Source organism: Pseudomonas avellanae BPIC 631, assembly GCF_000444135.1.
Classification (GTDB): domain Bacteria; phylum Pseudomonadota; class Gammaproteobacteria; order Pseudomonadales; family Pseudomonadaceae; genus Aquipseudomonas; species Aquipseudomonas avellanae.
Genome location: NZ_ATDK01000065.1, coordinates 22,189 through 44,182, shown reverse-complemented (window position 1 = coordinate 44,182; position 21,994 = coordinate 22,189). Strand labels below are relative to the sequence as shown.

Here is a 21,994-nt window from a genome sequence, read left to right as displayed (position 1 = left end):
TGCAAGCTAAGCTATTGATAAGATTTGAATTTTCCGTTAGTTGGTGGCTGATTTTTTCGAAAACAGTACACTAGAGCAGGAAGATCGTCGCCAACCCGAGAAAGATGAAGAACCCGCCGCTGTCAGTCATCGCCGTAATCATGACGCTCGCGCCCATTGCGGGGTCGCGACCCAGACGCGCAAGCGCCATGGGGATGGATACGCCCATCAAGGCGGCCAGCAGCAGGTTGAGCGTCATGGCTGCCGTCATGACCACGCCAAGTGACCAGCTGCCATACAACAGGTAAGCGACAACCCCGATGACCCCGCCCCACAGCAGGCCGTTGATCAGGCCCACAGCCAGTTCCTTGCGCAGCAGCCGGGACGTATTGCCAGTGTTGACCTGATCCAGCGCCATGGCGCGCACGATCATGGTGATGGTCTGGTTACCCGAGTTGCCGCCAATGCCGGCGACGATGGGCATCAGCGCAGCGAGCGCCACCAGCTTCTCGATGGAGCCTTCAAACAGACCTATTACCCGCGAAGCGAGGAATGCAGTGATCAGGTTGACTGCCAGCCAAGCCCAACGGTTGCGCAGCGAGCGCCATACCGAAGCGAAGATATCTTCCTCTTCTCGCAGACCCGCCATGTTGAGGACTTCGTTTTCGCTCTCTTCACGAATCAGGTCGACAATTTCATCGATGGTCAGACGGCCAATCAATTTGCCGTTCTTGTCCACCACCGGCGTGGAGATAAGGTCGTAACGCTCGAAAGCCTGCGCGGCATCGTACGCATCGTCCTCAGGGTGAAAGCTGACCGGGTCGCTGGCCATGACTTCGCCAACCTGCTTCTCCGGATCATTGACCAGCAGTCGCTTGATCGGTAAGACGCCCTTGAGCACGCCTTCGGAGTCGACCACAAATAATTTGTCGGTATGACCGGGCAGCTCTTTGAGCCTGCGCAAGTAGCGCAATACAACTTCAAGGCTGACATCCTCGCGGATCGTCACCATCTCGAAGTCCATCAACGCACCAACCTGGTCCTCGTCATAGGACAAGGCGGACCGGACACGCTCGCGCTGCTGTGAGTCCAGCGCTTCCATCAGTTCATGAACAACGTCGCGGGGCAATTCGGGAGCAAGGTCGGCCAGTTCGTCGGCGTCCATGTCCCGTGCCGCCGCGAGCAACTCATGATCGTCCATGTCGGCGATCAGGGTTTCACGAACGGAATCGGATACTTCAAGCAAAATGTCGCCGTCGCGATCGGCCTTGACCAGTTGCCAGACGGTCAGGCGATCTTCCAGAGGAAGGGCTTCGAGAATATAAGCGACGTCGGCGGAGTGAAGGTCTTCGAGCTTGCGCTGCAGCTCGACAAGGTTCTGCCGGTGAACCAGGTTTTCTACGCGGTCTTGATTCTGACCTTCCTGACGATGGGTAAGGTCTTCAACAATACGCTGGCGCTGCAGCAGATCGACGACCTGAGCCAGGCGATCCTGCAAGCTTTCCTGCGTTTTTTTTACTTCTCTTTCGGTCATAGGCGAGCTCCACTCCCAGCAGCGGAGCACGCCGGGAGATCAATCAGTTAATTCATGATTGTTGAAAAACATTATTGAGTAACGACTGGGTAAGTCCATGAAGGTGTTCCACAAGCCCCGGCGGAGCTGACGGGCGCAATGATACACCGCTTTGAGCGAAGCGCATGCGAGAAATTCAGCTTATAACAATCGTTTGCAGCACAAAGTTGCAAGCTTATATGAGCCGTCAGGGGCGCGACGTCACATTCAGCCAAGAAAACGCGCTCGCCCCGCCTAAAGACCCCCGCTAGGCTCTCACCACACCCGTCACGGAGGACCTTGCCATGCGCGCCGCCATTCATCTGACCCTTTGCAGCGCCCTGCTCTGCCTGCCCCTGTTCGCGACCGCCAGCAGTGTTCAGCGCTGCGAGGACGCATCAGGAAAGATCATGTTCACGACGCTGGGTTGCCCGGCAGGTCACAGCACTCGGCTGCAGAGCGCATTCAATGCGCCACCCGGAACCCAAATCGATTTGCTTCCTTCTGCAAACAGCCGGGAGCCAGCGCGCCAAAAATCATCAGGCAAGGAACTGGTCGTGGTCGGCACCCGCGATGATGGCTGCGGCAACCGCTTGAGCGCCGAACAGCGCCGAGCGGCCATCATCAACCAGCGCCCCCCTCCCGGCATGACGCAACGCGATGTGGAAAGCCTGTTGGGGCGCCCGGACAAAGTCAGCAACCGCAATGGAGAATTGCGTTACGTGTACAACCAGAAGAAAGGCCGCAGCAGCAGCGTGACATTTGATGAACACGGGTGCGTTAAAGGAAAACGCTAGAAAGCAAAAAGCCCACATCTTTCGATGTGGGCTTTTCGTTGTATGGTGCACTCGACAGGATTCGAACCTGTGACCGCTCGGTTCGTAGCCGAGTACTCTATCCAGCTGAGCTACGAGTGCATGTGTTGGTGCCGCGCATTATAGATCGTCAGATTGTTTTGTCAATCACTTTTTCTAGTAAATTCAACAACTTACCGATTAAGCTCAATCTGATGCGCTACATAAATAATGGCGGAGAACGGGGGATTCGAACCCCCGACACCCTTTTGAGGTGTACTCCCTTAGCAGGGGAGCGCCTTCGGCCACTCGGCCAGCTCTCCGCAACACGGGGCGTATAATAACCACCCTTTTCCCCGTTTGCAAACCAAAAATTCAATAAAAATTAATGGCTTGGTTCTTCGTCCTTCTCTTTCTTGATCCGCAGGTAAATCTCTTCACGGTGAACCGCGACTTCTTTGGGCGCATTGACACCAATACGCACCTGATTACCCTTCACTCCGAGCACGGTGACGGTGATTTCACCGTCACCAATGATCAGGCTTTCTGCGCACCGACGAGTCAGAATCAGCATACTTTTCTCCTTACGCCTTTATTAAGGGACCACAGTCTGCAACCGGTAGGCAAAAGTCGCCGGCGAAAAGCCACGACCGTTAACCTGTGTATCGACTAACGCAAAGAAAACAACAGCCTTTCTGCGCAGTACCCGAAAGACGCGGCAAGACCGCGCCCTTCGACGACAGAGTCATTCACCCTGCCGAGGAGCATCCAGCTCGAACGCCGTGTGCAATGCGCGCACAGCCAGCTCCAGGTACTTCTCTTCGATGACCACAGAGACCTTGATCTCCGATGTGGAGATCATCTGGATATTGATGCTCTCCTTGGCCAGTGCTTCAAACATGCGACTGGCAACACCGGCGTGCGAGCGCATGCCGACGCCGACGATCGACACCTTGGCAATCTTGGTATCGCCGGAGACTTCACGGGCACTGATTTCACGCGCGGTCGCCTCAAGCACCTGCAAGGCTGCCTGATAGTCGTTGCGATGGATCGTGAAGGTGAAATCGGTGGTGTTATCGTGCGAAACGTTCTGCACGATCATGTCCACTTCGATATTGGCCGCGCTGATCGGACCGAGAATCTTGAACGCCACGCCGGGGGTGTCTGGCACACCACGGATGGTCAGCTTGGCTTCATCGCGGTTGAAGGCGATGCCGGAAATGATCGGCTGTTCCATGGATTCCTCTTCATCGATTGTAATAAGGGTGCCCGGCCCCTCTTTGAAGCTGTGCAGAACGCGCAGCGGGACATTGTATTTGCCGGCGAACTCGACCGCGCGGATCTGCAACACCTTGGAACCGAGGCTGGCCATTTCCAGCATCTCTTCAAAGGTGATCTTGTCCAGACGCTGAGCCTGCGACACCACACGTGGGTCGGTGGTGTACACGCCATCGACGTCGGTGTAGATCTGGCACTCGTCAGCCTTCAGCGCAGCCGCCAGGGCCACACCGGTGGTGTCCGAACCGCCACGACCCAGCGTGGTGATATTGCCGTGCTCATCGACACCCTGGAAACCGGCAACCACTACCACCCGACCGGCTTTCAGGTCGGAACGGATCTTCTGGTCGTCGATTTGCAGGATGCGCGCCTTGTTGTGCGCGCTATCAGTGAGAATGCGCACCTGGTTGCCGGTGTAGGACACCGCAGGCACGCCGCGCTTCATCAGCGCCATCGCCAGCAGCGCAATGGTCACCTGCTCGCCCGTGGAGACGATCACGTCCAGTTCACGGGGAACCGGCTGATCACTGATCTGCCTGGCCAGCTCGATCAAACGATTTGTTTCACCGCTCATGGCTGACAGCACGACCACCAGGTCGTCGCCCGCCTCACGGAATTTCTTGACCTTGTCGGCCACCTGCTCGATGCGCTCTACAGAGCCCACGGAGGTGCCGCCAAATTTCTGTACGATCAAAGCCATCTCAAAGCCGCCTCAGAACCCGTTAAGAGCACCTATTAACATTCAAACCTTACATGGCCTGCCGGCAATCGACAGGCCTGCAGATTCGACTCAGATACCCTGCTCTACAAAAGGAACGGCCAGTGCCAGCGCTGAATCCAGCGCAGCTGCATCGACACCACCGCCTTGAGCCATATCAGGACGACCACCGCCTTTACCGCCTACTGCGGTTGCCGCCTGTTTCATCAAATCACCGGCTTTGAGTTGGCCAGTCAGGTCCTTGGTCACGCCTGCGACCAAGACAACCTTGTCTTCATGAACACTGCCGAGCAGGATCACTGCGCGGCCGAGCTTGTTCTTCAACTGGTCGACAAGCGCCAACAGCGCCTTGCCATCCTGGCCATCCAGGCGCGTAGCCAGAACCTTGACCCCTTTGACATCCAGCGCGGCCGACGACAGGTCGTCACCGGCGGCGCTGGCTGCCTTGGCTTGCAGTTGTTCCAGTTGTTTTTCCAGCAGACGGTTGCGCTCAAGCACCGCCGTCAGCTTGTCCAGCAGGTTTTCGCGATTGCCTTTGACCAGCGTCGCGGCTTCCTTGAGTTGATCTTCAGCCGAATTCAGCCAGGCCAGCGCAGCCGCGCCGGTCACCGCTTCGATACGTCGCACGCCTGCGGCAACGCCGCCTTCACTGACAATCTTGAACAGCGAGATGTCGCCGGTACGGCTGGCGTGAATACCGCCGCACAGCTCGACGGAAAACTCGCCGCCCATGCTCAGGACACGAACGCTGTCACCGTACTTCTCACCGAACAGCGCCATGGCGCCTTTCTTTTTCGCGGTGTCGATGTCGGTTTCTTCAGTGACCACCGGCGTGTTCTTGCGAATTTCGGCGTTGACGATGTCTTCCAGTGCACGCAGTTGCTCAGGCTTGATCGACTCGAAGTGGCTGAAGTCAAAGCGTAGACGCTGACTGTCGACCAGCGAGCCTTTCTGCTGCACATGCTCGCCCAACACTTGACGCAATGCGGCGTGCAGCAAGTGAGTGGCCGAATGGTTCAGTTTGGTTGCATCACGAACTTCATCGGCCACCTGTGTGTCAACCTGTACGCCGACGCTCAGGCTGCCGGACGCCACAACACCGTGATGCAGGAATGCCCCGCCGGTCTTGGTGGTGTCACTGACGTCGAAGCGCGCATCACCAGCCAGCAGGAAGCCGCTGTCGCCGATCTGGCCACCTGATTCGGCATAGAACGGGGTGGTGTCGAGAATCACCACGCCCTCTTCGCCTTCGTTCAGGTGAGTCACCGACTGCCCGTCTTTATAGAGGGCAACGACGCTGGCGCTGCCGGTGGTCGCCGAGTAACCGGTGAATTGGGTGGCCACATCGACCTTGACCAGGCTGTTGTAGTCCATGCCGAACGAGCTGGCCGAACGTGCACGCACGCGCTGGGCTTCCATCTCGCGCTCAAAGCCCTCTTCGTCCAGCGTCAGGTTACGCTCACGGGCGATGTCACCCGTCAGGTCCATCGGGAAACCGTAGGTGTCATACAACTTGAACACGATTTCGCCGGGAACCACGGTGCCTTTGAGCTCGGCCAGATCCTGCTCGATGATCTTCAAGCCTTGTTCCAGGGTCTTGGCGAACTGCTCTTCTTCGCCTTTGAGGACGCGCTCGATGTGCGACTGCTGTTGCACCAGCTCAGGGAATGCCGAACCCATCTCGGTGACCAGCGCGGCGACGATCTGATAGAAGAAGCTGCCCTTGGCTCCGAGCTTGTTGCCGTGACGGCAAGCGCGACGAATGATGCGGCGCAGCACATAGCCACGGCCTTCGCTGGAAGGCAGCACGCCGTCGGCGATCAGGAAGCCGCAAGAGCGAATGTGGTCAGCCACCACTTTCAGCGAAGCCTGGTTGTCGTTGCTGCAACCGATGGCGTTGGCCGATGCGGCCAGCAAGCTCTGAAACAGGTCGATTTCGTAGTTGGAATGCACGTGCTGCAGAACGGCACTGACCCGCTCAAGGCCCATGCCTGTATCGACCGACGGCGCTGGCAGCGGGTGCAGCACGCCATCAGCGGTGCGGTTGAACTGCATGAAAACGTTGTTCCAGATTTCAATGTAACGGTCGCCGTCTTCTTCCGGCGAGCCTGGCGGGCCACCCCAGATGTCCGCGCCGTGGTCGAAGAAAATCTCGCTGCATGGGCCACACGGGCCGGTGTCGCCCATGGTCCAGAAGTTGTCGGAGGCGTAAGGCGCGCCTTTGTTGTCACCGATGCGAACCATGCGCTCGGCCGGGACGCCGATCTCTTTGGTCCAGATATCGTAGGCTTCGTCGTCGGTCGCGTAGACGGTGACCCAGAGCTTTTCCTTGGGCAGGTTCAGCCACTTCTCGGAAGTCAGGAAGGTCCAGGCGTAGGTAATGGCATCACGCTTGAAATAGTCACCAAAGCTGAAGTTACCCAGCATTTCGAAAAAAGTGTGGTGACGAGCGGTATAGCCGACGTTTTCCAGGTCGTTGTGCTTGCCACCGGCACGCACACATTTCTGACTGGTCACGGCGCGGGTGTAGGCGCGTTTTTCCTGGCCCAGGAAGCAGTCCTTGAACTGGTTCATGCCTGCGTTGGTGAACAGCAGGGTTGGGTCATTGCCCGGAATCAAGGAGCTTGAAGCGACACGGGTGTGGCCTTGCTCTTCGAAGAAGCCAAGGAAGGCTTCACGGATTTCTGCGCTTTTCATAGGTTCTTCCACGGAGACTGCGGCCAGAGGCAAGTGCAAAACGTCAAATGACGTAGCGACGGCAAAGGGCCGCATTATATAGGCGTTGCGCCCTCGGTACAGTGTGTTTGTGCGATAGAAACAAGTAACTGGATTATCGGCACGTCATGGGTGTTCAAAGGCTGCGAATGCTGCGATCACCTGCTCGGCCTGAGCACGCGAAACATTCAGGTGAGTGACCATGCGCAGCCGCGACGCGGCGGTGAGCACGATGCCACGCTCGGCGCAAAAGGCCTTGAGCGCAGCGGCGCGATCACCGATCTGCACATAGACCATGTTGGTCTGCACTGGCTCGACGCTATAACCCAGCCCGCTCAAGCCCTCGGCCAGAAACGCCGCATTGGCATGATCGTCGGCCAGCCGCTGGACCTGGTGATCCAGCGCATAGAGCCCGGCAGCGGCCAGCCCGCCTGCCTGACGCATGCCCCCGCCGAGCATCTTGCGCAGACGCCGCGCCTTGACCATCAGCGGCTGCGAGCCGCACAGCACCGAGCCAATAGGGGCACCCAGGCCTTTGGACAGGCAGATGGAGACTGAATCGAAGTGCCGGGTGATCTCCCGGGCATCAACGCCCAGCCTGACCGCCGCGTTGTACAGGCGCGCGCCGTCGAGGTGCAGCGCGAGGCCTTTTTCCAGGGTCAGCTTGCCCGCGGCCGCCAGGTACTCAAGTGGCAGCACCTTGCCCTGCATGGTGTTTTCCAGGGCCAGCAGGCGTGTGCGGGCAAAGTGGAAGTCGTCCGGTTTGATGGTGTCGAGCACCTGTTGCAGGCTCAGCGAACCGTCCGCCTGCACATCAAGCGGCTGAGGCTGAATCGAGCCCAGTACCGCCGCGCCGCCCCCTTCGTATTTATAGGTGTGAGCCTGCTGACCGACGATGTATTCATCGCCCCGCTCACAGTGCGCCATCAACGCCAGCAGATTGCTCATGGTGCCGGAGGGCACGAACAAGGCGGCGTCAAACCCGAGACGCTCGGCGAGCGTGGCCTCGAGCAGATTGACCGTAGGGTCTTCACCGTAGACATCATCGCCCAGCGGCGCATGTGCCATGGCGTCAAGCATGCCTGCGGTAGGCAGAGTCACTGTGTCGCTGCGCAGATCGATGACCGTCACGAAAAAGCTCCCTGAAATTGAAGATCGATAATGCATGCAACCTTTGGCTTGCAACAAGGCATTACTGAGGCTGCAGTACATGATAATCAAGCGCTGCCGCTCTCGATACTCCGCATCCTTATAAGAAAAAGGCAGGTGCACTGTACGAAAGTGTCCATGCGTGATCGGACAAACTGTGATAAAAATCCCGCACCGGACACGTAATGTGCCGGTAACGTTCTCAGGGCGGGGTGCAACTCCCCACCGGCGGTAATGGCGCGCAATGCGTCTAGCCCGCGAGCGCTTGGGGGTTTCGGCTTTGGCTGACGACCTGCAAGGTCAGCAGACCCGGTGTGATTCCGGGGCCGACGGTCATAGTCCGGATGAAGAGAGAGCGGGATTGGTGTCTGCAAGAACGTCTGCAAAACCTCATCATGAACGACATCGTTCAGGGGGCTTTCCTACGCGACTTGAATCCCTTTCGATCCAAAATGCCCTGTTTTTTTCATTAAACAGGAGTCAGAACACGTGCAACCTACTGCAATCGACAGCAAAAGCAAAAGCCATCCGAACGAACGCGTCGCTTTCATCCAGGCCTGCTGGCACAAGGATATCGTCGACCAGAGCCGTAAAGGTTTTGTCGCCGAAATGGCCAAACAGGGTTATGCCGAAAGTGACATCGACATCTTTGAAGTCGGCGGCGCCTTCGAAATCCCGCTGCATGCAAAACTGCTCGCCAACACCGGCCGCTACGCTGGCATCGTCGGCGCTGCACTGGTGGTGGACGGTGGTATCTATCGCCATGAATTCGTTGCGCAGTCAGTGGTCAGCGCATTGATGCAGGTCCAGCTGGAAACCGAAGTACCGGTTTTCTCCGTGGTCCTGACGCCGCATCATTTCCACGCGGGTGAAGAGCACCAGAAGTTCTTCTTCGATCACTTCTCGCACAAAGGTGAAGAAGCGGCCAAGACCTGCGCGGATACCTTGAACAAGGTGCGCAGCCTGCGTCGTCTGGATGCGCAGCAGAAAGCTGCCTGCTGAGGTATCGATAAGCGCAGAACGGGGCTTCTGCCCGGAGGGCGTGGGAGATCTTCAGGAGGTTACGATTGCTGCGGCGGGCTGCGAAGCGGCCCTGAAACCGGTGACCTCCGTTGCGACTGATGTACCGTGTGTGCTGGTTTTGCTGCCGGTTCCCGACAGATCGCGCACCTGTGGGAGTGGACTTGCCCACGAAGACTGACTATTAAACACCGACGGGGTCATTGAAGAGACCTGTTCAGGCATAAACCCAGAAACATATTGCTCACATGCTGCGCATCAGAGGGCGGAAGGCTGGGCCTCTTCGCGGACAAGTCCGCTCCCACAAAAACAGGCAGTTCGCCTCTTCGCGGACAAGTCCGCACAAAAACAGGCAGTTCGCGGACAAGCGGAAAGTCGCCCGGCAAGCCCCCACACAAGCGAAGCGTCAGCCAAGCCCATCCGCATCAGCCGGCACAATCACAATGCCCGCCCGCAGGCCGTTTTTGACCTTGGGGTTGGGGAAGATGATTCTTGCGCCCTCTTCTTTCACAACCCAGCGTGAATCACTCACGTCTTCGGCCAGCACGTAGCCTTTTTCCAGCTCGGAGAAATTCTCCACGTCGTCCGCCAGGTTGAAGGTGAACGCATCGCTGCGCTTGATCACTTCCCGTGCGACGCTGAACAGTTGCAGTCCTTCCAGACTTTCATCAGGCTCAGGCTCGCAGCCTTCGATGATCTGCTCCAGACGCAAGCGCAATGGCGCGAGGTTGACGTGCTGGTTCTGGCCAAACGGGCGGGCCTTGCCCAGTTCCAGCGTAAAAGCCTCGGCCCCGAGCTGTTCGTAGGTGTAGGCGCTGAACACGATGGAGGGTTTGTTCTGCAGCAGCACCACACTCATGCCCGCCGCGCGCAGCCGGGCCAGTTCAAAGCGTGAGTGCTGACGGCCCTCTTTCCACGGGTACAGCGCGAACTGCTCGATCTTCGAGCCGCGAATGGCGGTATGCAGGTCGTAATGCAGCCGGTAGCGGTCCGGCAGACTGAAAAAGCTGGCAGCCAGTCGCTCCAGTTCACACGCGCGCAGGGCTTCCGCGCCACCGCTTTGTTCGTGCCGGCCATTGAACAGCCGGTTGACGTCCTGCTCGACATACCGCGCACCCAGCCGCATGGCAGCAGGGTTGCCAAACAGAAACAGAATACGTGCGCGCGGCTTGAGGTCGCCGCGCGCGATGCTGCGGATCAGTTCATCCAGCAGCTCGATGGGCGCTGTCTCGTTGCCATGAATACCGGCAGACAGCAGCAGGTCAGTGCCGTTGTCACGAGCCTGTGGCGGGCGGACTTCCAGAGCCCCCTCGGCCAGCCAGCGCATGCGCACGCCTTCGACGGTCAGTTGAGTCTTTTCCGCTGGTTCACGTCCAGCCAGGGTCAGTTCAAGCAGTTTGCCGAGGGCGAGCATGGCGCGCTTCCTTAGTGGTTGCAGTCAGGGCCGTGAACGTGACCTTCTTCGTCGGCACCGACATCGGCCGGTTCCATTTCCAGTTGCAGGCTGACCAGGTTAGTCGCCAGCGGGCGCAGCAGCAGATTAGCGTATTCGGCATCGTCTTCTTCGACGTCCACGCCGATCAGCAACTGGCCACGGCCGTCTTGCTGAATCCACAGCTCCTTGCCCTGCCAGATGATGGCAACGCGGGTGCAGGAGGTTTCCAGCTGGGTGCCGTCAGTGTCTTCAAGGATCAGTTGCAGGGCGTCGCTCATGTGGAAATGCTCTCTATAAAGGAAGTCGTGCGCCGGCCAATGGCCCGGCGCGCAAGGTGTTTCAATTCAGTTGAAACGGATAAACGGCGCCCAGTTTAAGGATTTGCGTCAGTTCATCCAATGCCGTACGGCATTCAGTCAGTAATCGGGGGTCGGCCAGATCGTCTTCGCTCATGCGATCACGGTAGTGCCTGTCGACCCATTGCGTCAGCGTTTCATACAGCGGCGCGGTCATGATCACGCCGGGGTTCACCGCGGCAAGCTCGGTTTCATTGAGCGCCACGCGCAGGCGCAGGCAAGCCGGGCCGCCACCGTTCTGCATGCTCTGCTTGAGGTCGAAGACCTTGACCTCGGCGACCGGGCCGGCATCGGCAATCAGCCGTTGCAGGTAGCCCCAGACGTTGGCATTGGCCTGGCATTCCTGTGGCACGATCAGCAGCATCGAGCCATCAGGGCGCGACAGCAACTGGCTGTTGAACAGATACGAGCGCACCGCGTCCTGAACCGACACCTCAGCGCGTGGCACGCAGACCGCCTGCAACTGGCCGCCGACCCGGCTGAGTTTGTCGCGCAGCTCGCCCAGCATCTGTTCGGTGTGGAGAAAGGCGTCCTCGTGATAGAACAGCACTTCACCGTTGCCGACCGCGATCACGTCGTTATGAAACACGCCCTGATCAATCACCGCCGGGTTTTGCTGCCCGTACACAACGCCTTCATCGCTCAAACCATGCAGGCGCGCCACCGCTCGTGAAGCCTCCAGCGTCTGTCGCGCCGGGTATTTCTGCGGTGCTGCGTAGCGAGTGTCGAAAGCGCTGCGGCCAAACACAAAAAACTCCACCCCGGCCTGACCGTAGTCCTGACAGAAACGCGTGTGGTTGGCCGCGCCCTCATCGCCGAACTGCGCCACCGGTGGCAAGGCCGGGTGATGAGCGAAGTGTTTCGCGTCGGCAAACATCGCCCCCAGCACGCGGCTGGTGGTCGGGTGCTCGATGCTGCGATGGTATTTGCAGTTGAGGTTGGCCGCCGTGAAGTGCACACGGCCATCAGCGGTGTCGGCGCTGGGGCTGACTGTCGCCGCATTGGCCACCCACATGCTCGACGCCGAGCAACTGGCAACCAGCAACGGCATGTCCTGACGGGCAGCCTTCTCGATCACTTGCTCATCGCTGCCGGTAAAACCCAACTGACGCAAACCAGCAACATCAGGACGTTCCTGAGGTGCCAGCACGCCTTGGGTAAAACCCATGTCCATCAGCGCCTTCATTTTTGCCAGGCCCTGCAGCGCCGCTTCACGCGGGTTCGAGCACTGCTGGCTATTACTCTGGGAGGCGACGTTACCGTAGGACAACCCGCCGTAATTGTGGGTTGGCCCGACCAGACCGTCAAAATTCACTTCACAGGACTTCATCGGCAAGGCTCCGTGGATCTGTTTTTATAAGCATTCTTTCTTTACGCACATTACGCACAGTATTCAGCCGAGCCGCACACCCGGGGTCAACGTTGCGGGCAGGGTCAGGCTGCCGGTCTCCAGCGACGCCACCGGATAGGCGCAGTAATCGGCCGCGTAATAGGCGCTGGCACGGTGATTGCCCGATGCCCCGACGCCACCGAACGGCGCACTGCTGGCGGCCCCGGTCAATTGTTTGTTCCAGTTGACGATCCCGGCACGGCTATGCAGCCAGAACTGCTGATAACGCGCTTCGGAGTCAGAGAGCAAGCCCGCCGCCAGACCGTATTGAGTGGCGTTGGCTTCGGCGATCGCCGCATCAAAACCGGCGTAGCGGACCACCTGCAACAACGGGCCGAACAGCTCTTCATCGGGCCTGTTCGCGACTGCGCTGACATCAACAATGCCAGGCGTCAGCAGCGCCGCGCCGGGTTGCGGCTGGCGCATTTCCAGCAAGGTCACCGCGCCATTGGCGAGCAGAGTGCGTTGCGCGTCGAGCAAGGCGCGTGCGGCCTCCAGCGAAATGACAGAGCCCATGAACGGAGACGGCTGCTGATCGAACGCCCCCACCTCAATAGTCGCGCTGACGGCAACCAGCCGCGCCAGCAACGCATCACCCCAGTCGCCCTCGGGCACCAGCAGGCGGCGCGCACAGGTGCAGCGCTGGCCTGCGGAGATAAACGCTGACTGAATGATGGTGTAAACCGCCGCGTCGATGTCCTGAACCTGATCGACCACCAACGGATTGTTACCGCCCATTTCCAGGGCGAGAATCTTGTCCGGTCGCCCGGCGAACTGTTGATGCAGCGCGTTGCCGGTGCGGCTCGAACCGGTGAAGAACAGGCCGTCGATCCCCGGATTCTCCGCCAGGGCGATACCGGTTTCGCGCCCGCCTTGCAGAAGGTTGAGGACACCGGCAGGCAAGCCGGCTTCGATCCAGCACTTGACCGTCAGTTCGGCGACTTTCGGCGTCAGCTCGCTCGGCTTGAACAGCACGGTATTGCCTGCCAGCAAGGCCGGGACGATATGGCCGTTAGGCAAGTGACCGGGAAAGTTGTAAGGCCCGAATACGGCGACCACGCCATGCGGCTTGTGGCGCAACACAGCGGTGGCGTCGCCCAAAGGGCTGCTTTTCTCGCCGGTTCTTTCGCGATAGCTCTGCACTGAAATGGCGATCTTGTTGACCATGCTGGTCACCTCAGTCGCCGATTCCCACAATGGTTTGCCGGTTTCTTCACCGATGCAATTCGCCAGTTCGTCCGCGTGCTGCTTGAGGCTGGCCGCAAAGGCTTCCAGCACGGCGATGCGCTGATCCAGTGAAAGCAGCGCCCAGGCGGGGAACGCCTGGCGCGCGGCTTTTAAGGCGTGATCCACCTGTTCAGCGGTTGCTCCGTGCCCGGACCACAACACCTGCTGGGTCACCGGGTTCAACGAATGGAACAGCTCGCCCTGCCCGGCTTGCCAGGCACCTGCAATGTAAAGAGTACTCATCAAACGCCCTCCCGCGCTGCGGACAACGGCACTGCGCGCACGTTGTCGCCAGCACTCATGCGCAGCCGCTTGGCGGTTTGCGGCGCGACCACCAGCGTACCGGCAGCAAAACGCGCAGCGCCAACGGTCACGCGACAGTCTTCGCGCTTGCGGTTGTAAATCAGGAATTGTGGTGCATCGTCGCCCGGCGTGCCGATGGCCAGTACCAAAGCCTGGCTGTCCTTGATCGCGCGAATCTTGCCGGTCTCGCACTCAATGGCCGGGCCCGCATCGAAGATATCGACGTAGCCCTGATACGAAAAACCCTCGCCCTTGAGCATGGTCAGCGCAGGTTCTGTATCGGCGTGCACGCGACCGATCACGTTGCGTGCGTCTTCGGACAGAAAGCAGCTGTACAGCGGAAACTTGGGCATCAGCTCGGCGATGAACGCCTTGTTACCCACGCCGGTCAGGTAATCGGCCTGGCTGAATTCCATCTTGAAGAAGTGCCGCCCCAGGCTCTCCCAGAATGGCGAGCGGCCATTTTCGTCGGACATGCCGCGCATCTCGGCAATGATCTTGTTGCCGAACAGCTTCGGGAATTCGGCGATGAACAGCATGCGCGCCTTGGACAGCAGGCGACCGTTGAGGCCGTTGCGCGAATCGCTGTGCAGGAACAGCGAGCACAATTCGGAATTGCCGGTCAGGTCGTTGGCCAGAAACAGCGTCGGGATTTCCCGGTAGATGTTCAGTTCCTGAGAAGCGCTGACCGTCAGCCCCACCCGGTAGTTGTACCAAGGCTCACGCAGGCCGACCGCGCCAGCGATGGCGGAAATGCCCACCACTTTGCCGTCGTCGTCTTCGAGCACGAACAGGTAATCGGCGTCGCCGCGCTCGGCTTCTCCGCGAAAGGTTTTTTCAGCCCAGCCAACCCGATGGGCCAGGCGCTGCTCGTTGGCAGGCAGGGTGGTCAGACCGGCGCCGGTGCTGCGCGCCAGCTCGATCAACGCGGGCAGGTCGCTGCTGCGTACGGGACGAACGATCATGTTATCTCCTCAGCGGCTCATCAAGAGCCTTGAAACGGGCTAATCCGCAATCGAACGTCCGGCTCAGACCGCGACGATGCGCACACTGGCACCTTCACCGACACCCAGCGCGTCGGCGGCCTGCAGGCTCAGCACCACCGGCCGGCCTGGCGCCCAGTCGAGTTCCAGCAATACCGCGCGGTAATCCTGCAACAGACCATTGGCAACCAGATACAGACGCCCGCCCTTGCCGACGTCGCTGCTGTGCGCCGTTTCGACCTTGACCGGCACCAGGCGGCTCTGCGCGATGGAGCGGATGCCGGACACTTTGGCGTGCAGGGTCGGGCCACCGTCGAAGATGTCGATGTAATGATCGGTTTCAAAACCTTCGCGCATCAGGATGTCGAAGGTGATCTGCGCACGCGGATGCACCTGGCCCATCGCCTCTTGCGCAGCGTCGGGCAGCAATGGCACGTAGATCGGGTAATGCGGCATCAGCTCGGCGAGGAACGTCCGGCTTTTCAGCCCGCACAGGCGCTCGGCAGCGGCATAGTTGAGGTCGAAGAAGTTGCGCCCGATGGCGTCCCAGAACGGCGAATCGCCCTGCTCGTCGCTGTAACCGACGATTTCGGTGACCACTGAATCGGCGAAGCGCTCGGGGTGGCTGGCGACAAACAGCAGACGGCCACGTGAGTTGAGCTCCGACCAGGACGTGCCCACCAGCTCCGGGACCACGTAGAAGCTGGTCAGCAGGCTGTTGCCGGTAAGGTCGTGGCACTGGGAGAGCACGTGGATCTTGTTATGGATTTTCAGTTCGCGAGAGGCATGCACGAAGGTTTCGTTGCGAAAGCTGTAGAACGGCTCGGAGTAGCCTGCCGAGGCGACGATGCCCGAGCAGCCGACCAGCTTGCCGCTTTCGCTGTCTTCAAGGACGAAAAAGTAGGTTTCTTCACCGTTGAAACTGACCTCGGCGGCGAATGAGGCCTCCGAAGAGCCGATCTTGTCGGTCAGGCGGCCAGCATCGTCGGGCAAGGACGTGACACCGATAGGGCTGTCGGCAGCGAGGCGTTGAACCTCGGCCAGATCAGCCATTTGCGCAGGGCGCATCACCAGCATGGTGCCACTCCTTGTAGATCGACCGGCCTCTGCGGCCGGCACTGATAAGTGCGCCAGGCGGCGTCACGCCGCATGGCACAGGAAAATGTCCGGTGATCGCCGATCAGGCAAGCACCGGAATACAGCAGATGAATCAGGACGTCAGCTTGGCGATGGCGCGCTCGAAGCGGTTCAGGCCTTCTTCGATGTCTGCGTCTTCGATCACCAGGCTTGGCGCGAAACGAATCACGTCGGGGCCGGCCTGCAGAATCATCAGGTCCTGGGCTTCGGCAGCGTTGAAGATGTCCTTGGCCTTGCCTTTCCAGGCATCGGACAGCACGCAACCGATCAACAGGCCCAGGCCGCGCACTTCGGTGAACACACCATATTGCTGGCCAATGCTTTCCAGGCGGGTCTTGAATTGTTGATGCTTGCGCTGCACGCCAGCGAGCACTTCAGGCGTATTGATGACGTCGATCACTGCCTCGCCCACCGCGCAGGCCAGCGGGTTGCCGCCGTACGTGGTGCCGTGCACACCGACCGCGAAGTGCTTGGCGAGCTTTTCAGTGGTCAGCATGGCCGCCAGCGGGAAACCGCCGCCGATGCTTTTGGCGCTGGAAAGGATGTCCGGGGTCACGCCGTAATGCATGTACGCGAACAGATGACCGCTGCGGCCCATGCCGCTCTGCACTTCGTCAAACACCAGCAGCGCGTTGTGCTCGTCACACAGTTTGCGAGCGCCTTGCAGGTAGGCGAGCTCGCCCGGCAAAACGCCGCCTTCGCCCTGAATCGGCTCCAGCACCACAGCGCAGGTCTTGTCGGTCACAGCCGCTCTCAAGGCTTCAAGGTCGTTGTACGGCACATGACTGATGCCGGTGATTTTCGGCCCGAAACCATCGGAGTATTTCGGCTGGCCGCCGACGCTCACGGTGAACAGGGTACGACCGTGAAAGCTGTTTACCGCGGCGATGATTTCGTACTTCTCGGGGCCGTACAGGTCGTGCGCCACACGGCGAGCCAGCTTGAAGGCCGCTTCATTGGCTTCGGCGCCCGAATTACAGAAGAACACGCGCTCGGCGAAGGTCGAGTCCACCAGTTTTTTCGCCAGACGCAGGGTCGGCTCGTTGGTGAACACGTTGGACACATGCCAGAGGTTATTGGCCTGCTCGGTCAAGGCACCGACCAGCGCCGGGTGGCAGTGGCCCAATACGTTGACGGCGATCCCGCCCGAGAAGTCCACCAGTTCGCGCCCCGCCTGATCCCAGACGCGGGAGCCCGCACCACGCACAGGGATGAACCCGGCCGGGGCGTAATTGGGGACCATTACCTGGTCGAAATCGGCGCGTTGCACCGCAGCATGCTCAACGGACATCGGAGTCTCCTGATGAGGAACGCCTGCCTGAAACTGGCGAGCGATGGGAAGATTGTAAGGACTGAATGGTGTTCGGCCTTGCCGCCAGGCGACAACTTGTTACAGCGCAAAACCGGGTTTTTTCAAGGTTTTCGGCAATGCGACATATTGCGTCACAAAGGCGCAGTTTAAACGGATTGAAGCCGGCCTGTCTGGACCAGAGCTGTCGCGGCAGCACTTCTATCGCGACAAGACAATCAACCGCGCTCGGCAGGCACCGGCGAAAGCTCGAACGGGCTGCTGCTGCGTCGCTGGTTGCGGTCTTCACGCGGCGTGGCGCCGAAGAAGTTACGGTAGGCGCTGGAGAAGTGCGGCCCTGACGAGAATCCGCAGGACAGGCCGATCTGAATAATCGACTTGCTGGTCTGCATCAGCATCTGCCGAGCCTTGTTCAGGCGCAGTTCCAGGTAGTACTGGCTGGGCACACGATTGAGGTATTGCTTGAAGATGCGCTCGAGCTGGCGGCGTGAAACGCACACGTGCTGAGCGATTTCGTCGGTGGTCAGTGGTTCTTCGATGTTGGCTTCCATCAACAGTACGGCCTGGGTCAGCTTCGGATGGCTGGAACCCAGACGGTTCTGCAACGGAATGCGCTGACGCTCGCCGCCTTCGCGAATGCGCTCGACCACCAGTTCTTCGGAAACCGCCCCGGCCAATTCCGCGCCATGATCGCGGGACAACACCGCCAGCAACAGGTCGAGCACCGACATGCCGCCGCAGGCGGTCAAGCGGTCACGGTCCCAGTCAAACAGATGGCTGGTGGCGATGACTTTCGGGAAGCGCTCGGCGAAATCGTCCTGCCAGCGCCAGTGCACGGCGGCGCGATAGCCATCCAGCAGGCCCAATTGCGCCAGCGGGTAAACGCCCGCCGACAGCCCGCCAATCGAACAACCGGCACGCACCAGTTGCTTGAGCGCGCTGCCCAGCGCAGGTGCCACGGCGGCAGGTGGCTCATCGGCCAGCAAAAACAGTTTCTGCAACCCTTCCAGCCGCCCGGTCCACGGCTCGCCCGGCAATTGCCAGCCGCCGGCAACCGCTGCGGGCTCGGCAAGCTCGGCCTGCAGAAACGACAATTCGTAGACCACTTCAGGGTGCACGCGCTGGGCAACACGCAAAGCTTCCTCGGCAAGTGCCAGGGTCATGGCTTTTGTGCCAGGCCAGACGAGGAAACCTATTCGATGGGCAGTCATTGGGACATCCGATACGTATTGCCGCAAAAGCCAAGCCTTGAAACAAGGCTCGATCTGGAACATCCAGGTCATGTCACGCGTCGCGCAGCATGCCCTGTTCTGCTGTAAAAAGGCATCGCCATGCGATGCCGATCGTCACTTGAGGCTGCCGGACAAAAACTGCTGCAAGCGCTCGGTCTGCGGATTGGCCAGCACTTCGCGTGGGTCGCCACGCTCCAGCACCACACCCTGATGCAGAAACACCAACTGGTTGGAAACCTCACGGGCAAAGCCCATTTCATGAGTCACCACCACCATGGTCCGGCCTTCCTGGGCCAGGCCCTGCATGACCTTGAGCACATCGCCGACCAGTTCAGGGTCCAGCGCAGAAGTCGGTTCGTCGAACAGCATCACCTCGGGCTCCATCGCCAGCGCGCGGGCAATCGCCACACGCTGCTGCTCGCCACCGGACATGTGCCCTGGATAAGCGTCCTTGCGATGCGACACACCAACCTTGGCCAGATAGTACTCGGCCTTTTCCAGCGCTTCCTTTTTCGAAACGCCCAGCACGTGAACCGGCGCTTCGATGATGTTCTGCAGCGCTGTCATGTGCGACCACAGGTTGAAGTGCTGAAACACCATCGACAGCCGCGAGCGCATTCGCTGCAACTGCTTGGCGTCGGCCGCCTTGAGGCCGCCGTCCTTGTTCGGCACCAGCTTCAACTCTTCATTGTTGAGCAGGATCTTGCCGGCATGGGGCTGTTCGAGCAGGTTGATGCAGCGCAGAAAGGTGCTTTTGCCCGAGCCGCTGGAGCCGATGATACTGATGACATCGCCAGCTTTCGCGGTCAGGGAAACGCCCTTGATCACTTCGTGACTGCCATAGCGCTTGTGCAGGTCCTGGACTTCCAGTTTGTTCATGCTTTCGGTTCTCACAGAACGGTCAATCACTGAGCAGACGCCCGTGACGCAGCGCAGTACGCCCCGCCACTTTGGCCAGCCAGAAACCGGGTTGAGCGTAACGAAGCCGCTCGATGGCGAACAACACCCCGGCAGTATTCGCGCAAAGGGTGCTGACCTGATCGGACAGCGGGTCGATGACTTCGAACAGCGGATCGCCGACTTCGACCCTGTCGCCTGCGGCGCGCAGAAACGTCACCACGCCAGGATGCGGCGCATAGAGCAATTCAGTGCCTTCGAACGGCATGCCTTCGCAGGCTTCGTGCGCAGGCTGCGGCCAGTCACCACTGATGAAGCCCTGCTCGGCCAGAAACGCCAGAATACCCTCGGCGTGCGCTTCGGCCTGGGGCTTGCCAGTGTCGGCCTGACCACCCAGTTCGATAGTGGTCGACAGACAGGCCAATGGAATCTGTGCCTGCGGGAAGGCCTGTGACAGACGCAACCACGGCAGCGAGCAGGCTTCATCGAACGAGCTACCGCCGGAATCCTCGGCCAGCAGCGCCACCTGAACATTCAGGTGCGCCGACAGCGAACGCCACTGCGGCCAGTGTTGCGGCAAGGCATACATGTGCAGCGCGGCGTCGGCATCGCAATGCAGGTCGAGCACCACATCGGCGATGCAGGCGTGCTTGAGCAAAATGCGCTGCATGCCCTGCAACTCGGATTGCGCTGCGGGCAGGCTTTCGAGTGCCGTGGTCATCGCCTGACGAATCAAATGGATATTGGCACGCGGGTCATCGCCCAGCTGACCTTCCAGCAATTGGGCGACCGGCTCGCTCAGCTCGGTGAAGTCGCGGTTGAAATTCTTGCCGCTGCCGAACTCGAAACGCCCTTGGTGCGCGCCTTGCAGCAACTGCCCCAGGCCCAGCGGGTTGGCGACCGGCACCAGTTCGATGACGCCCGTCAGCGCGCCCTGCTGTTCCAGCTGGGTCAGGCGTTTTTTCAGTTCCCAGGCGGTGCGCATGCCAGGCAGCTCGTCAGCGTGCAGGCTGGCCTGAATGTAAGCTTTGCGCTCGCCGGTGCCGAAACGAAAGACACTGAGCGTGCGTTCGGTGCCGAGGGTGCCCCACGGCAATACATGATCGATTCTTTGCATTTCAGACCTTCCGTGGGGCGAGATAGCCCAGCCAGCGGCGTTCGGCGATCTTGAACAGCCGCACCAGAATGAATGTCAGGCACAGATAAAAAACGCCTGCGGTGACGTAGGCCTCGAAAGGCAGGTAGAACTGCGCGTTGACGGTGCGTGCCGCGCCGGTGATGTCGATCAGGGTGACGATGGACGCCAGACTGGTGGTCTGCAGCATCATGATCACCTCGTTGCTGTATTGCGGCAGTGCCCGGCGCAAGGCCGACGGCAGCAGAATGCGCCGATACATTTTCGCCTTCGACATGCCCATGGCCCGCGCCGCCTCGATTTCGCCGGCCGGCGTGGCCTTGAGGCTGCCGGCAATGATCTCGGCCGTGTAGGCGCTGGTATTGATGGCGAAGGCCAAACAGGCGCAGAAGGTTGCACTGGACAGCCACGGCCAAAAAAAGCTCTCGCGCACGGCCGCAAACTGAGCCAGGCCGTAATAGATCAGGAACAGCTGGACCAGCATCGGCGTGCCGCGAATCACGTAGGTGTACAGCCAGGCCGGCATATTGACCCAAGGGTTTTTCGAGACCCGCATCAGGCCCAGCGGCAGCGCCGCGAGCAGCCCGAACGCGAGAGAAATCGCCAGCAATTTGAGGGTCATCAGCAGACCGCCGAAGTACAGCGGCAGGCTGTCCCAGATCACGTTGTAGTCGAAGATCATAGGTCAGCCGCCCTGACGCCTACCGAGTAGCGTTTTTCCAGATAACGCAAAGCGAGCAGCGAAACACTGGTGATCACCAGGTACATCGCAGCAACCGCCAGGAATAAGGTAAAGGGTTCGCGGGTGGCATCGGCCGCCTGCTTGGCCTTGAACATCATGTCTTGCAGGCCGACCACGGAAATCAGCGCGGTGGCTTTGGTCAGCACCAGCCAGTTGTTGGTGAAACCGGGTATCGCCAGACGAATCATCTGCGGCACCAGAATGCGGAAGAACACCTTGCCGCTGCTCAGGCCATACGCCATGCCTGCCTCGGCCTGCCCCTTGGGGATGGCCATGAACGCGCCACGAAAGGTTTCCGAGAGGTACGCCCCGAAAATGAAGCCCAGCGTGCAGATGCCAGCCAGCAACGGATCGAGATCGATGTAGTCATCGAAACCCAAGAGCGGTGCCACACGGTTGAGCAGGTCCTGACCGCCGTAGAAAATCAGCAGAATCAGCACCAGATCAGGAATGCCGCGCACCACAGTGCTGTACAGATCGCCCAGCCAGGCAATCCAGCGCACCGGCGACAGACGAAGCGCCACGCCGATCAGACCGAGAACGATCGCCAGAGCCATCGACGACAGGGCCAGCTGCAACGTCAGCCAGGCACCTTCGAGGATGACAGCCCCGTAACCTTTCAACATGATGTGCGGTCCTCAAG

19 protein-coding genes, 2 tRNA genes and 1 riboswitch are annotated in these 21,994 nt (G+C 59.9%); of the genes, 2 read left to right on the top strand and 19 right to left on the bottom strand.

Going from position 1 to position 21,994, the window contains the following annotated elements; translation table 11 throughout:
• Positions 1-70: 70 nt before the first annotated feature.
• Entirely contained in the window at positions 71-1,513 is a 1,443-nt protein-coding gene (mgtE, locus tag DW49_RS0105230; RefSeq protein WP_019332379.1) for a magnesium transporter, read from the bottom strand.
• A gap of 323 nt (positions 1,514-1,836) precedes the next feature.
• Between mgtE and bamE the strand changes: the two genes are divergently transcribed.
• Complete coding sequence (gene bamE, locus DW49_RS0105225; protein WP_005616625.1) at positions 1,837-2,328, top strand: outer membrane protein assembly factor BamE domain-containing protein; 492 nt, start codon at positions 1,837-1,839, stop codon at positions 2,326-2,328.
• 43 nt (positions 2,329-2,371) lie between these two features.
• Here bamE and DW49_RS0105220 read toward each other — a convergent pair.
• The 6 genes from DW49_RS0105220 to ltaE form a co-directional block, all read right to left on the bottom strand.
• Positions 2,372-2,448: transfer RNA gene (locus DW49_RS0105220), tRNA-Arg, on the bottom strand.
• Between the two features lie 109 nt (positions 2,449-2,557).
• Positions 2,558-2,648 (bottom strand) — tRNA-Ser (locus DW49_RS0105215).
• A 62-nt stretch (positions 2,649-2,710) separates the two neighbouring features.
• On the bottom strand, positions 2,711-2,899 hold the full coding sequence (gene csrA, locus DW49_RS0105210; RefSeq protein WP_002554426.1) for a carbon storage regulator CsrA: 189 nt from the start codon (positions 2,897-2,899) through the stop codon (positions 2,711-2,713).
• Positions 2,900-3,070: 171 nt separating this feature from the next.
• On the bottom strand, positions 3,071-4,303 hold the full coding sequence (locus DW49_RS0105205; protein WP_003369901.1) for an aspartate kinase: 1,233 nt from the start codon (positions 4,301-4,303) through the stop codon (positions 3,071-3,073).
• 90 nt (positions 4,304-4,393) lie between these two features.
• On the bottom strand, positions 4,394-7,018 hold the full coding sequence (alaS, locus tag DW49_RS0105200) for an alanine--tRNA ligase (RefSeq protein ID WP_024420262.1): 2,625 nt from the start codon (positions 7,016-7,018) through the stop codon (positions 4,394-4,396).
• A 144-nt stretch (positions 7,019-7,162) separates the two neighbouring features.
• Entirely contained in the window at positions 7,163-8,167 is a 1,005-nt protein-coding gene (ltaE, locus tag DW49_RS0105195) for a low-specificity L-threonine aldolase (RefSeq protein WP_005616614.1), read from the bottom strand.
• A 212-nt stretch (positions 8,168-8,379) separates the two neighbouring features.
• A riboswitch (FMN riboswitch) is annotated at positions 8,380-8,546 on the top strand.
• A 128-nt stretch (positions 8,547-8,674) separates the two neighbouring features.
• Between ltaE and DW49_RS0105190 the strand changes: the two genes are divergently transcribed.
• A complete protein-coding gene (locus DW49_RS0105190) occupies positions 8,675-9,187 on the top strand; it encodes a 6,7-dimethyl-8-ribityllumazine synthase (protein ID WP_005616613.1) in 513 nt (170 codons plus the stop codon).
• 424 nt (positions 9,188-9,611) lie between these two features.
• Here the strand turns inward: DW49_RS0105190 and astE are convergent, their stop codons facing one another.
• The 12 genes from astE to DW49_RS0105130 all read right to left on the bottom strand — a co-directional run bounded on the left by astE (position 9,612) and on the right by DW49_RS0105130 (position 21,977).
• Positions 9,612-10,619 (bottom strand): succinylglutamate desuccinylase, encoded by a 1,008-nt coding sequence (gene astE / locus DW49_RS0105185; protein WP_024420261.1) that lies wholly within the window; start codon positions 10,617-10,619, stop codon positions 9,612-9,614.
• An 11-nt stretch (positions 10,620-10,630) separates the two neighbouring features.
• The gene (locus DW49_RS0105180; RefSeq protein ID WP_004396589.1) at positions 10,631-10,918 is read right to left on the bottom strand and encodes a hypothetical protein; all 288 of its coding nucleotides are present in this window, start codon (positions 10,916-10,918) and stop codon (positions 10,631-10,633) included.
• A gap of 61 nt (positions 10,919-10,979) precedes the next feature.
• The gene (gene astB, locus DW49_RS0105175; protein WP_005616611.1) at positions 10,980-12,326 is read right to left on the bottom strand and encodes an N-succinylarginine dihydrolase; all 1,347 of its coding nucleotides are present in this window, start codon (positions 12,324-12,326) and stop codon (positions 10,980-10,982) included.
• 63 nt (positions 12,327-12,389) lie between these two features.
• Complete coding sequence (gene astD / locus DW49_RS0105170) at positions 12,390-13,859, bottom strand: succinylglutamate-semialdehyde dehydrogenase (protein WP_161780185.1); 1,470 nt, start codon at positions 13,857-13,859, stop codon at positions 12,390-12,392.
• On the bottom strand, positions 13,856-14,881 hold the full coding sequence (astA, locus tag DW49_RS0105165) for an arginine N-succinyltransferase (RefSeq protein ID WP_005616609.1): 1,026 nt from the start codon (positions 14,879-14,881) through the stop codon (positions 13,856-13,858). The genes astD and astA overlap by 4 nt, the downstream gene beginning before the upstream one ends.
• A 63-nt stretch (positions 14,882-14,944) precedes the next feature.
• Complete coding sequence (aruF, locus tag DW49_RS0105160; RefSeq protein ID WP_005616608.1) at positions 14,945-15,976, bottom strand: arginine/ornithine succinyltransferase subunit alpha; 1,032 nt, start codon at positions 15,974-15,976, stop codon at positions 14,945-14,947.
• A 133-nt stretch (positions 15,977-16,109) separates the two neighbouring features.
• On the bottom strand, positions 16,110-17,327 hold the full coding sequence (locus tag DW49_RS0105155; protein WP_005616607.1) for an aspartate aminotransferase family protein: 1,218 nt from the start codon (positions 17,325-17,327) through the stop codon (positions 16,110-16,112).
• A gap of 236 nt (positions 17,328-17,563) precedes the next feature.
• Positions 17,564-18,556 carry a transcriptional regulator ArgR gene (gene argR, locus DW49_RS0105150; protein ID WP_005740596.1) on the bottom strand — a complete coding sequence of 331 codons (993 nt, stop codon included), beginning with the start codon at positions 18,554-18,556 and terminating at the stop codon, positions 17,564-17,566.
• 135 nt (positions 18,557-18,691) lie between these two features.
• Entirely contained in the window at positions 18,692-19,456 is a 765-nt protein-coding gene (locus tag DW49_RS0105145; RefSeq protein WP_017702435.1) for an ABC transporter ATP-binding protein, read from the bottom strand.
• A 22-nt stretch (positions 19,457-19,478) separates the two neighbouring features.
• On the bottom strand, positions 19,479-20,591 hold the full coding sequence (locus DW49_RS0105140; protein ID WP_005616603.1) for a succinylglutamate desuccinylase/aspartoacylase family protein: 1,113 nt from the start codon (positions 20,589-20,591) through the stop codon (positions 19,479-19,481).
• A 1-nt stretch (position 20,592) separates the two neighbouring features.
• Positions 20,593-21,291: an ABC transporter permease gene (locus DW49_RS0105135; RefSeq protein WP_005616602.1), complete on the bottom strand. Its 699-nt coding sequence runs from the start codon at positions 21,289-21,291 to the stop codon at positions 20,593-20,595.
• Positions 21,288-21,977: an ABC transporter permease gene (locus DW49_RS0105130; protein ID WP_005616600.1), complete on the bottom strand. Its 690-nt coding sequence runs from the start codon at positions 21,975-21,977 to the stop codon at positions 21,288-21,290. The genes DW49_RS0105135 and DW49_RS0105130 overlap by 4 nt, the downstream gene beginning before the upstream one ends.
• Positions 21,978-21,994: the final 17 nt, after the last annotated feature.